Source organism: Nocardiopsis sp. NPDC050513, from assembly GCF_044457925.1.
Taxonomy (GTDB): domain Bacteria; phylum Actinomycetota; class Actinomycetes; order Streptosporangiales; family Streptosporangiaceae; genus Nocardiopsis.
On record NZ_JBITHK010000016.1, the window covers coordinates 108,340 to 120,298 of the forward strand.

An 11,959-nucleotide genomic window follows, 5' to 3' on the forward strand; every position below is an offset into this window, starting at 1 on the left:
GCGCGGTCAGTCGACGAGCGCGCGCAGGGCGTCGCGGTCCACCTTCCCCGCCGCCGTGAGGGGCAGCCGGTCGACCCCCACCACCCGCTCCGGGCACTTGAAGGCGTCGAGTCCCGCCTTCGTGAGGTGCGCGGCGAGGGCGGCGGCGTCGGGCGGCTCCTGGCCGCCGTACGGCACCAGGGCCGCGACCAGCCGCTCGCCCATGAGCGGGTCGGGGATCCCGAAGCAGCAGGCGTCAGCCACGTCCGGGTGGGCGCGCACGGCGGCCTCGACCTCGACCGGGCTGATGTTGGCGCCGCCCCGGATCACCACGTCCTTGAGCCGGCCGACCACCCTCAGCATGCCCCGGTGGTCGAGGACCCCCAGGTCACCCGTGCGTACCCAGCCCTCGGCGGTGCGGTGGCGCCCGTCGGCGCCCTCCTCGCCGACGTGGCACAGCGGGGACATCGGTCCCAGCGCGATGATCTCACCGGTCTCGCCCGTGGCCGCGTCCCGTCCCTCGGCGTCCACCACGCGGATGGCCACGACGCCGGGATCGGGCCGCCCCGCCGGTCGGCCCGGCCCCGACTCGTCGCACGGGTCGCCGTCCAGGCCCGTGTGGCAGTTGACGCCGTCCGCCGACCCGTAGAGGTTGACCACCGGCCCGCCGAACACCTCGCGCGCCCGCCGTGCCGTGTCGGCCTCCAACGGCGCGCCGCCGAGCACCAGGACCGCGCCGTCCCCGGGGGGACACCGGTCCAGATCGAGCATCATGCGGATCATCGTGGGCACGCCGAGCACGTGGGTCGGGCGGTGCTCGCTGATCGTGGCCAGTGCGCGTTCCGCCTCGAAGCGGTCGTTGAGCAGGAGTGTTCCGCCGTGCCGGGCCAGGACCACCGACGTGGCGTTGCTGCCGAACGCCGTCCCCAGGGGGACCAGGAAGTGCGCGCGGAAGGGGTCGGCGCCCAGTCGTAGGGAGGCCATGACGTTGCCGCGACCGCCCGCGAGGGCGTCGTGGGAGTACGCCACCATCTTGGGCAGGGCCTCCGAGCCGGAGGAGACCAGGATCCGGGCCGCGCCGGAGGCGTCCACCGGAGGCAGGTCGGACTCCCCGGCCGGGCCGTCGCTCGCCGACGGGAACCGTCCCCTGGCGTCCACTCCCACCACCCACCGCAGGTCGGGCAGGCGGGAGCGCAGCGTCTCCGCGGTCCGCACGGGGGAGCGGCCCCGGAACTCGGTGGCGGCCACGAGGACCGCCGCCCGGCCGCCGCGCAGCAGCGCCTCGACCTCCGACGCGCCGCGCCCCACCGGGAACGGGAGCGCGACCGCGCCGACCGCCGCGACCGCCAGTTCGGTGGCCACGGCCGCGGCCTGGTTGGGGAGCTGGACGGCGACCACCTCGCCGGGGCGCACACCCAGGCCCATCAGGGCTCCGGCCACACGCAGGACCTCGCGGTGCAGGGCCGCGTACGGGACCCGCCCGTGGTCGTCGACGACGGCGTCCCGGTCGGGGTGGGCCCGGGCCACGGTGCGGAACAGCTGGTACAGGCCCATGCCGAGGTAGTGGCCCTCGTTCCGCCACCGTGCGCGCAGCCGGGCGGGGACCAGGTCGGGGAACCGGGCCGGTTCGCGGGCGGCGGCCGGGACGGGAGTGTGGGGCGTCGTCATGAGATCCTCCACGGGGAGTCGACCGCCAGGAGGCCCTCGGCGGTGCGGGAGAGCAGCGGGCCCAGGCGCGGGTCGTGTTCGAGGCCGGGCAGGTCCGCGGTGACCGTGTGGCAGTCCAGACCGGGGGGCCCGGACCGGCGCGCCCCGCGCAGCAGGTCGGCCGCCGCGCGCAGGGAACTCTCCACGGACACAGCCGACCCCAGGCGCTCGCGGGTCAGCAGGGCGGCGGTGACGGCCTGGGCGCCCAGGAAGCCGCCGAGGACGTCGAGCACGGTCATCAGGGAGGCGACCGTCGTCCGCCCGGGGACCGGGGCGGGGGCGGTGAGGCCCTCGTGCGCCTGGACCATGAAGTCCGTCCCCGGGGGCAGTCCGTCGGCGGGGCGGCCCCACCCGGACGTGTAGGCGTACACCAGGCGCGGGTTGGCCTCGGTCAGGGACTCCGCGTCCAGTCCGAGCCGTTCGGCGTTGCCCGGGGCCCAGTTGTGCAGGAAGACGTCGGCGCCGCGGGCCAGGTCGCGCAGGTCCCGGCGGCCCCGATCGCTCTTGATGTCCACCTCGACGGCGTCCTTGCCGCGGTTGAGCGCGAGCCACCGTGCCGACAGGCCCCGGCAGACGGGCGGCATGCCGCGCAGCGGGTCGCCGCCGGGCGGTTCGATCCGGACGACCGTCGCGCCGAGCGCGCGCAGGAGGCGGGCGGCGAGCGGCGCCTGGATGCGGCGGCCCGCCTCCAGGACGCGCACCCCGGTGAGGGGCAGGTCGCCGGGGTGCGCCGTGGGGCCGGAGCGGGTGGCCGGACGCGGGGCGCCGACGGGCGCCGGGCGCAGCATCCACGGCGGTCTCCGCCCGGCCTGCTCCCGTGAGCGCCGGGGGGCGCCCGTCAGGCGGACGAGACCGACGCCGGCGCGCTCGGCCGCGGCGAGGACGTTCGCCCAGGAGTGTGCGGCGGCGGCCGACCGCAGCTCCTCGGGCAGGGGGGCGCACGCGGTCGCGTAGCGGAACTGGAAGGGGGTCCAGCCCGCGCCGACCGCGCGCCGCGGGGCGTCCAGTTCGGTCCAGAAACGGCCCCAGGGTTCGGGGGCCAGTGCCTCGATCTCGAAGTCCACGCCGTCGCCGCTGGTGAACGTGGCGGTGCCCGGACGCGGGGTGACGGCCTCGCCGTCGTCGGCGGCCTCGGCGGCCAGGTACTGGGAGACGGTGGTCAGGGCGCACGCCTCGGCGCTGGTGTGGACGGTACCGGTGCGGCCGGTGCGCAGACGCAGGAGTTCGGCGGCCAGGAGGCCGGTGACGTGCGCGGTGGCGGCGACCGTGCCGACGTAGGCGAAGGGCAGGGGTTCGGGGGCGCCGTGGCGGCGGCCGTGGACGGCCGTCAGCCCGGCGCGGGCCTGGAGGTCGGTCTCGCCGTCGTCGTGCACGGGCCAGTCCAGGACCGCGCCGGCGCCGTGGGGGAACCGGAGTCGGGAGGGGCCGGGGGCGCCGCCGACCGGGGTGTCCGGCAGGCCGGCGCCGAGGGCACGGAGCTGGCGTGCGGTGTGGCGGTGCGGATCGCCGCCTCCGTAGCAGGCCAGGTCCGTGCCCGCCAGGGGCGGTGGGGTGAGGGGAACAGTGGAGGTCATGGGTGCGCCTCGCGAATTCTGTCCGGGGGTTGTGGGTGGGGGAGGGAGTGGGGGAACTCGTCGATCGTCCGCTTCGACCTTTCTGTCGCACAAGCAGTCGCCGTCCGGGGCCGGGTGGTTCCCGCGCGGCCGGTGGAGGAGGAGGCGGTGCCCGTGGGACGGGAGTGTCCGGACGGTGAGTCGGCGCTGGCCGGGAGGGTGCGCGACTTCGTGGTGCGCGAGGTCGAGCCCTGGGAGGACGTCCTGGACGCGGGCGGAGACCGGGCGCGGGAGCGGCGCGAGGAGCTGAGGGAGCTCGCGGTACGAGAGGGGCTGTGGGCGCTGCCGTTGCCCGAGGGGCTCGGTGGGGGCGGTGTCGGGCTGGCCCGGTACGCGCCCGTGGCCGAGGCCGAGGGACGCAGCGACCACGGGCCGTCGGCCCTCGGGTCGGCGGCGCTGCTCGACGTGCGGACCCTCGACGCGCACGCGACGCCCGCCCTGCGCGAGCGCTACCTGGAGGGGTTGGTGTCGGGGCGGCTGCGGGCGTGCTTCGCGATGACCGAACCGGGAGCGCGGGGGTCGGATCCGGCCGCGGTCGCGACCACCGCGACCCCGGATCCCCGGGGTTTCCGGATACGCGGGGCGAAGTGGTTCGTGACCGGGGCCGGGGAGGCTGATCTGGTCGTCGTGGTGGCGCGTACCGGCCCGCCCGGACCGCGCGGTCGCGACGGACTCACCGTCCTGGCGGTGCCCGCTGATGCGCCAGGGGTGCGGGTGGTTCGGGAGTTGCCGGTGTGGGGCGTCGGCGGGCAGTACGAGCTCGCCTTCGACGATGTGCAGGTCGACGCCGACCACGTGCTGGGTGAGGTCGGCGGAGGGCTGCGTGTGGCCGGTTCCCGGGTGGGCCTGGGGCGGACACTGCGGAGCCTGCGGTGGGTGGGACAGGCGGAGCGGGCGTTCGAGCTGATGCTCGACCGGGCCCGCGACACCGGGCGGGGGACGCCCGCGCTGGGGGAGTACCAGTTGGTGCGGGGTGCGGTGTTCGAGGCGCACCTGGCCCTGACCTCGGCGCGGTCCCTGGCACGGGCGGCGGTGGCGGCGGTGGAGGACCCGGCCTCGGACCCGGGGCGCACGGCGGTGGCGACGGCGAAGGTGGCGGCCGCGCGGGCGCTGTCGACGGTGGCCGACGCCGCGGCGCAGGTGTATGGGGCGGAGGGGTTGGGGCCGGACACGCCGTTGCCGCGGTTGCAGCGGGTGGCGCGCCAGGCGCGGGTGCTGGACGGGCCGGACGAGCTGCATGTGTCCGAGGTGGCGCGCCGCCTGCTCCGGGGCTGAGGCCGCCCACCGGCGGCGGGCTGGTCGAGGCAGTGCTCGCCGTCCGGGGAGACCGGCGTTGCGCGGCGTGCGGTTCCGTAGTGACGCGTGTGCCCCGTGCTGTGTCTGTGGAACGGCGATGGTTTTGAGGCTGAGGTGTCAGATGAGGTCTGCGGGCACGACGCCCAGCACCATCGCGGCGGCGAGCGCGAGGAAGAAGTTCCCCCAGACGGACTCGATGCCGGTGACCAGACCGTCGGCGACCTCGTAGGACCCCTGCCCGAGTCCACGCGGGCCCATGTGGTGGCGGTCCAGTGCGCACACGATCGCGTGCGCCCGCGCCCGTGCGGCCGTGGCACGGCGCGCGCGGTCACCGGTGGAGACGCCGCCCTGAGACCAGGCGGTCCCCGTCCGGTGCGCGGGGCCGTGGACCGCGTCGGCGACCGGAGCTCCTCCGTCCACGACCCGCGCCGATCCCTCCCGGTCCTCCGCGACCGGGTACGCGGGCGTCTCCAGAGCGTGCCCCAGGCGCAGCAGCGCGGCCGCCTCGATCGCCGCCGCCCCCGTGTCCACGGGCCCCCGGGGACGGTCGGTGTCGGCCGGAGGCGCCAGCGGCGCGTCCGCGTCCAGCACGGTCCCCAGCGCCGGGTCGTCGGGCGCCACGAGGCCCAGCCGCACCGCGTCGGCGAACGCCGTCAGCAGCCACGCCCGTCCTCGTGACCAGTACCGCGTCGACGCGGCGCCGCGCACGACACCGCCTCCGTCCAACCGCCACACGGGCACCACGGCCGACCCGTCCCAGCACAGCCGTAGATGCCGCTCCAGGTGCGCCGCCCCGGCCGCCGCGACCGCCTCCGACACCCCCTGCGCGGCACACATCAACGGCGCCGCACCCGGCGCACCGTCCACCCGCACGAGATCGCCCGAGCCCCCGAAGGCCTCACCCCACGGGATCACTCCGGCCGCACGTGAGAAGCGTGCGCCCAGCGACCGCGCCGCCCGTCCGGCCGCCGCCTCCAGCGGGGCCGCACCGCCCGGGACCACGCGTCGGGAGAGTGCGAGCGGGTACCAGAACACCAGTCCGCGCGCGGCCGTGTCCGCCTCGGCCCACACCGCGAGCCCGTCGCTGGCCGTTCGGGCGGCGTCCGTGTACGTCGACTCGCGTCGCTCCAGCGCCCGCAGCCACAACAGCCCCGCCCAGAGCCCGCCGGTCCACGACCCGCGCCGACTTGTGACCCACGCGTCGTCGGGGCGTCGGAACAGGGGATACCGGCCCGCGAGCCCCGGATGCAGCTCGTCGACGCCGTCGAGGAGGGCATCGAGGATCCGCCTGGCGGTCCTGGACGTCACGGCGTCGTCAGCGGTCACGCCCGCTCCTCCCCACGCAGCCACGGGGTCGCCGTCGCGCCCGCCGCCAGCAGCGCGAGCGCGGGCCATCCCCACGCGTACGTGTATCCGGCGGTCTCGGCGAGCGCGCCCAGCACCCCCGGCCCCACCGCGAATCCGGCGAAGAACCCCGCGGACACCAGCGCGGTCGCCCGCCCGGCCCGAGGCCCCGGCACGGCGCTCATCACCGCGATCATCGACACCGCGTTCGCCGCCACCGCCAACCCCCCGACCGCGACCGCCGCCGGGTACACCAGCTCCGGAACCCACGAGGCCGCCGCCAGCAGCGCGGGACCCAGGACGGCTCCGCCCGCCAGCGGCGCCAGCAGCCCGAACGCTCCCCGCCGCCCGGCCCTCGCCGCCCACAGCACCCGCCCCAGGACCCCGGCGACGCCCAGGACCGCCACCACCAGACCCGCCGCCACCGGGGCCAACCCCAGCTCGTCGGCGGCGAACAGCCCCACGTGCGCGTTCATCGACGACACTCCCGCACCCAGGAAGAGCGAGAACACCGCCAACCGGGCCACCAGCCCGCGCGGCGGCGGCTCGGCGTCCGCGCCGCGCACACCGCCGACCGGCGCGTCGGGCGCGAGCGCGAGCAGAGCCCACACCGCGAGCAGCAGCGCGACCGCGGCGGCCAGCGCGACCGCCTCCCGCCACCCCGACCACGCCGCGACCAGTGACAGGGGCACCCCCGCCACCAGCGCGCCCAACTGCACCCCGGACTGCTTCCACCCGGTCACGCCGCCCCGCCGCTCGGCGGGCACCGACCGCAGGACCGCCTTGTTGGTCACCGGGTTGGCGAACGCCTGCGGCAGCCCGGACAGCGCCAGAGCCAGACACAGCGTGACCAGCTCCTGGGACACCGAGAGCAACCCCAGCCCGGCCGCCGCCAGGACCAGCAGCCCGACCGTGCACCGCCGCGGCCCCCATCGGTCGGTCAGCCGACCGGCCAACGGGGACAGCGCGGCGGCCACGGCGAACCCCGCCCCGACCGCGATCCCGAGCTCCGCGGGTCCCGCGCCCAGGTCGGGCCGGAGCCTCGGCGCCAGCGCCGCGACGGTGAACAGCGGCAGCATCGACCACGCCATGACCAGGGTCAGCAGGACGGTCATGCCGCCCACGCGCTCACGCGTCGTCGTGTCCACCGGACGGCCGCGGTTCATGGGGACTCCGATACGGTCAGGGGGTATTCGCGGTCCCGGTCAGTGTCTCATCCGTCGCACGCGGCCGCTCCACCGCGCCCTCGGCCGAGGCGTCCGGCGCCTCGCCCGGCGCACGCCCGGACCTGCGCGCGCGCCATCCCAGGGCGACGTCCACGGCCAGGAACACCAGCAGCGACACACCGACCAGCGGCGCCGCCCAGCCGACGGCCAGCAGCACGAGCACGACCGCCGCCCTGAGCGGAAGCGGCAGGGCGCGGAACGCGCCGCGCGGGTAGGGGCGGCCGACGCCCAGAGTCCGCGACCGCGTGGGCCGCCGCTGCCACCACATCCGGTAGCCCCACAGGACCACGGCCAGCAGCCCCAGGGCCAGCGCGGTCAGCACGACCTGGTTGACCACCCCGAACAGCAGTCCCATGTGGGCGTCGATCCCCCACCGGGTGAACTTGGCCATCAGCGGGTAGTCGGCGAACCGCACCACGTCGGTGACCTCGGCCGTGTCCGGCGCGATCGCCGCGCTGTCCGCCCGCGTCGGCCAGAGCCGGTCGAGCTGGCTCACCACGTAGGGCGAGGCGGGCGTCTCCGGGTAGGCGACCTCGACCGGGCCGTCCAGACCGGCGTCCCGTGCGCTGGCCAGCACGGCGTCCACGCCCACGTCCACACCGGGCGAGGCGGGCGGGGTCTCGGCGGACACCGCCGGGGTCGTCCAGGACATCCGCTCCCGCAGGTCGGCGATGTTCCCGCCCGCGTACTGCGACCACGTCATCCCGGTCGCCGACAGGAACAGCAGGCCGACCGTGATCCACAGGCCGGTGGCGCCGTGCAGAGAGACCGACCGCGCCCGCCCCGGGGACGCCGAGCCCGGCGTCAACGCACGCCGCACCCCGGCCCGCGACCTCCGCACGCGGGCGGTCCAGAGCGCGACGCCGCCCAGCGCGACCACCCACAGCCAGCTCGCCGCGAGCTCGCTGTACAGGCGTCCGACGTCGCCCAGGTGCAGGTTCCGGTGGAACACCTCGATCCACGTGCGCACGGGCAGCGCGCCGCTCGTGCCGTACGACTCGGTCACCCCGAGCACGTCGCCGTCGTGGGGGTCGACGAACACCGCGGCCCGCTGCCCCGGCTCCAACCCCGGCACGTTGAACAGCACCCGGGTGGCGTCCTCCTCGGTCGTGGGCGGACGCACCGCGTCGAGTTCGGCGTCCGGCACCTCCTCCCGAGCCACCCGTACCTGTTCGTGCAGCGGCAGGGTCTCGCCGGCGGGTTCGACGCGCAGCAGGTCGGCGTGGACCGCGTCCTCGATCTGCGGCGTCCACACGTACAGCAGCCCGGTGACCGCCGCGACCAGGATGAACGGGGCGACGAACACCCCGGCGTAGAAGTGCAGCCGCAGTACCAGCGGCCGGAGCGCCGTCCACGCCCCCGGCCGCGTCCGGCCCGCCGCTCCCTCGGGGGGTGTGTCTCTGTCGTGTGCCATGGAGGCGCTCTCCTCGTCGTCGGCGCGTCGCGCCGGTGGTGGTGCCGTTCTCCCTGTTCAGGTCGTTCGCGAAGGCTGTCCGGTTCCCGCGCCGAAGTGTTTGGCTCCGGGTGCGAGCGCTGCGGCGCCCGGGCCGAGGAAGCACAGCGCCGCGCACGCGACCAGCACCGCCTCGGTGCCGAACGCCTGCGTCGCGGGGGCGATCAGCGCCAGTCCGACCGGCGCCAGGCCGTAGGAGAACAGGAAGTCGAGCGAGGAGACCCGGGCGAGCTTGTCCGGCGCGACCTCCCGTTGCGCGGCGGTGAACCACGGCACGTTGAACAGCTCGATGCCGATGCCCGCCAGGGCGTAGGCCGCGGCCACCGTCCACGGGCTCACCGGGAACAGCAGGCTCAGCGGCGCGAATCCGTACAGTGCCAGACCCGCCAGCGCCGCCCAGCCCCGGGCGGCCGGCCGCCAGCGCCCGATGAGCACCGCCCCGACCAGGGCGCCGCCCGTGTAGGCGGTCATCGCGCCCGCCAGCACCGCCTCGGTGCCGAACGTGTCGCGGCTGACCACCGGCAGGAGGACGTTGGTCGCGGAGTACCCGGCGGCGATCACGGCGGTCAGCGCGCCCAGCCCGGCGAGGAACCAGGTGTGCCGCCGGGCCTCGCGCAGTCCCTCGGCGAAGTCGGCGACCGGCGACCACCGCCGCTCCGACCCCGTCGCGACCGGTGGGACGTCCGTCCCCCTGGGCGGTGTCAGCGCCGCGACCGCCCACGTCGCGGCCGTGACCAGTAGCAGGGCGCTCGTCCCCAGGAACGTCGACAGCAGAGCCGTCAGCGCGGGGGCGACCAGCGTCGTCACGCGGACGGAGATGGTGAGCGCCGCGTTGGCCCGCTGGCGCCGGGGTTCGTCGACCACCTCGGCGGTCAGTGCCTGGAACGCGGGTCGGCACGCGCCCTGACCGGCGCCGACGAACGCGGCCGCGGCCGCCGCGAGCACGATCGCCGACGTGCTCACGCCCACGGCGACCACCGGTGTGGCCACCGCGGCCGTGAGCCCCGCCCACAGCACCACCGACCTGCGCGAGAAACGGTCGGCGATCAGTCCGCCGAGGGGGAGGGCGACGAGGAACCCGGCGGTACGGGTGGCCAGGGTCAGGCCGAGCCCCACGGCGGTGAGCGATCCGTCCAGCACGGCCAGGCCGAGGACGAACGGCATCGCCCACGTGGCCAGGCCGGAGGCGGTGCTGCCCGTCCACAGCCTGAGGAAGGCCGGGTCCAGCAGCACGGACGTGCGCGGTGGGGCGGGGGTGTCGGTCTCGGTCTCCTGGAGGTGGGTCACGGGCGCTCGACGTCCTTTCCGTGGGCGGTCAGTGAGGGAGGAGCCGGTGCGGCCCCACCGGGACGGCCGCGCCGGGCGGACGGCCCCGCGCCGTGCGCCGGACCGGACCCCGAGCGGAGCCGGAACCGTGCGCCGCTCCCGGGGCGGTGTGCCTCCGCGGCGGTTCGGTCGACGGGGCTCCGAACGGTGTTCCCTGACACCCTCTAATGACAACGGTTATCGTTTTCACTAAGATAGCGCACGGCCTTGGCCACCCGGACGTCCCGTCCCCGCTCACGTCCCGCCGTCGCACCCGCCCCATCACCCGCTCCATGGAAGGACTCCCGTGGACCGCTCCCTCGTGGACGAGCTGCCTCCGCCCCTGCCCGCCGAGCAGATCCTCGCGGTCAACCCGCCGCGGAACGACCTGCACACCACCCGCTCCTACACCTGGAACGGCTGGGACTTCGACGTCCCGCCCGGCGTGTTCCTGCCCGGCGGGACCAGCCGGATGATCCACCAGCGCATCCTCGACGACGACATCGACGTGCGGGGGCGGCGCTACGCGGCGATGGGCGTCGGCCTGGGCGTGGAGGCCGTCGCCGCGGGGGCGCGCGGGGCCGCCGAGGTACACGCGATCGACGTGCACGCCCCCAGCGTCGAGGCCGCCGTCCGCAACTTCGACCGCCTCCTGGGCGGGGACGCCGCGCCGGAGGAGCCCGATCGTCGCACCCCCACCCGGCTCGTCCCCTGGGTCAGTGACGTGTTCGCGGGCCTGCCCGACCACACCCGTCTCGACGTGGTCACCTTCAACCCTCCCGCCGTCAGCCAGTCCACCAGCACCGACCCCGACGTCGTGCGCAACGTGTGCGTCGGCGCGCCGATCACCGCAGCGTTCTTCACCCAACTCCGCGAGCGCCCCCTGCTCGCCCCCGGCGCCGACGTCTACCTCATCGTCTCCAACACCGCCGACCTGCGCCGCATCGCCGCCCACGCCGAGGACTCCGGCTTCACGGGCGCGGTCCACCACCGCCACGACTGGGGGGACGGCGTCCTGACCTACCTCTTCCGATTCCAGAAGGCCGCATGACCGTGACCCTCGACGACCTCTTCCGCGACGCCCTCGACCAGGTCGGCGACACCGTGGCCACCAGCGTGTTCTGGCTGCACCACGGAACCCGGCTGGCCGGGAGCGGCACCACCTACCTCAACCAGTACGTCGCCGTCCGCGTCGGCGGGGCCTTCGGGGCCTGCGCGTTCGAGGACGGGCAGATCGCGCCGGACCTGTGCCGCGAGGCCTCCGGCGCGCGCCTGGCCGAACTGCTGGCCGACGGCCCGCTCCCCCTGCGGATCGCCGCCCTCGACGCCTACCTCGGGCACTCCTCCCCGCACCGCGACGACCCCCGCGCCGAGCCGGTCACCCTGCCCGCGGGGACTCCCGAACAGCGCGCCGCCGCCCGCGACGCCGCCGTCGCCGGGCTCGCCCCCGTCGCCGAGGGCGCGAAGATCGCGCTGATCGGCGTGGTCAACCCCCTCGTCGCCGCGATTCGCGAGCGCGGCGGCGAGTGCCTGCCCTGCGACCTCAACCTGCGCACCACGCGGTGGGGCGACCCGGTCGCGGAGTCGATGGCGGAGGTGGTCGACGCCGCCGACGCGGTCGTGGCCACCGGCATGACCCTCGGCAACGGCACCTTCGACGAACTCCTCGAACGCTGCCGAAAGCGCGGCATCCCGCTGTACGTCTATGCCCAGAGCGCGAGCGCCGTCGCCCGCGCCTTCCTCGGGCACGGCGTCGCCGGGGTCTCCGCCGAGCCCTTCCCCTTCTCCCAGTTCAGCGCCGACGCCACCACGCTCTACCGCTACCGGGCCACGGGCTCCGGGCAGGCCTGAGGCCGACGCGGTACCGCACCGGATCGCCCCCGGCCCCCGAACAGGGCGGGCGCGCCCCCCGTCCCTCCAGCGCGCCCCCCCCCCCCCCCCCCCCCCAAGGGGGCCGCGCGGGGGGGGGCCCCTGTGCGGCCCGGTCGGGCGGCCCGACCACAAAGACCACGGCGGCGGGCGCCGCTGGCGGCGGG

9 protein-coding genes are annotated in these 11,959 nt (G+C 76.2%); 3 read left to right on the plus strand and 6 right to left on the minus strand.

Features of this window, described 5'->3' with window-relative positions; all coding sequences use genetic code 11:
• Window positions 1-6 precede the first annotated feature (6 nt).
• On the minus strand, window positions 7-1,647 hold the full coding sequence (locus ACIBFB_RS24120; protein WP_397233823.1) for a class I adenylate-forming enzyme family protein: 1,641 nt from the start codon (window positions 1,645-1,647) through the stop codon (window positions 7-9).
• Window positions 1,644-3,260 carry a CoA transferase gene (locus tag ACIBFB_RS24125; RefSeq protein WP_397233825.1) on the minus strand — a complete coding sequence of 539 codons (1,617 nt, stop codon included), beginning with the start codon at window positions 3,258-3,260 and terminating at the stop codon, window positions 1,644-1,646. The genes ACIBFB_RS24120 and ACIBFB_RS24125 overlap by 4 nt, the downstream gene beginning before the upstream one ends.
• 153 nt (window positions 3,261-3,413) lie before the next feature.
• On the opposite strand from ACIBFB_RS24125, the gene ACIBFB_RS24130 reads away from it, so the two are divergent.
• The gene (locus ACIBFB_RS24130; RefSeq protein WP_397233827.1) at window positions 3,414-4,574 is read left to right on the plus strand and encodes an acyl-CoA dehydrogenase family protein; all 1,161 of its coding nucleotides are present in this window, start codon (window positions 3,414-3,416) and stop codon (window positions 4,572-4,574) included.
• A gap of 138 nt (window positions 4,575-4,712) precedes the next feature.
• Here ACIBFB_RS24130 and ACIBFB_RS24135 read toward each other — a convergent pair whose 3' ends face one another.
• Genes ACIBFB_RS24135 through ACIBFB_RS24150 form a run of 4 tightly spaced genes read right to left on the minus strand, consistent with a single transcriptional unit; the run spans window position 4,713 to window position 9,905 of the window.
• Window positions 4,713-5,921: a hypothetical protein gene (locus ACIBFB_RS24135; RefSeq protein ID WP_397233829.1), complete on the minus strand. Its 1,209-nt coding sequence runs from the start codon at window positions 5,919-5,921 to the stop codon at window positions 4,713-4,715.
• A complete protein-coding gene (locus ACIBFB_RS24140; protein ID WP_397233831.1) occupies window positions 5,918-7,105 on the minus strand; it encodes an MFS transporter in 1,188 nt (395 codons plus the stop codon). Before ACIBFB_RS24140 ends, ACIBFB_RS24135 begins: the two co-directional genes overlap by 4 nt.
• A 16-nt stretch (window positions 7,106-7,121) precedes the next feature.
• A complete protein-coding gene (locus ACIBFB_RS24145; protein ID WP_397233833.1) occupies window positions 7,122-8,579 on the minus strand; it encodes a PepSY-associated TM helix domain-containing protein in 1,458 nt (485 codons plus the stop codon).
• 57 nt (window positions 8,580-8,636) lie between these two features.
• Window positions 8,637-9,905: an MFS transporter gene (locus tag ACIBFB_RS24150; protein WP_397233835.1), complete on the minus strand. Its 1,269-nt coding sequence runs from the start codon at window positions 9,903-9,905 to the stop codon at window positions 8,637-8,639.
• 325 nt (window positions 9,906-10,230) lie between these two features.
• Between ACIBFB_RS24150 and ACIBFB_RS24155 the strand changes: the two genes are divergently transcribed.
• Entirely contained in the window at window positions 10,231-10,974 is a 744-nt protein-coding gene (locus tag ACIBFB_RS24155) for a methyltransferase (protein ID WP_397233837.1), read from the plus strand.
• 2 nt (window positions 10,975-10,976) lie between these two features.
• Window positions 10,977-11,774 carry a Rossmann-like domain-containing protein gene (locus tag ACIBFB_RS24160; protein ID WP_397233847.1) on the plus strand — a complete coding sequence of 266 codons (798 nt, stop codon included), beginning with the start codon at window positions 10,977-10,979 and terminating at the stop codon, window positions 11,772-11,774.
• Window positions 11,775-11,959: the final 185 nt, after the last annotated feature.

Excerpts from the sequence above, each read along its gene's own strand:
- ACIBFB_RS24145 (WP_397233833.1), bottom strand. The coding sequence starts at position 8,579 with ATGGCACACGACAGAGACACACCCCCCGAGGGAGCGGCGGGCCGGACG.
- ACIBFB_RS24125 (WP_397233825.1), bottom strand. The coding sequence starts at position 3,260 with ATGACCTCCACTGTTCCCCTCACCCCACCGCCCCTGGCGGGCACGGAC.
- ACIBFB_RS24140 (WP_397233831.1), bottom strand. The coding sequence starts at position 7,105 with ATGAACCGCGGCCGTCCGGTGGACACGACGACGCGTGAGCGCGTGGGC.
- ACIBFB_RS24120 (WP_397233823.1), bottom strand. The coding sequence starts at position 1,647 with ATGACGACGCCCCACACTCCCGTCCCGGCCGCCGCCCGCGAACCGGCC.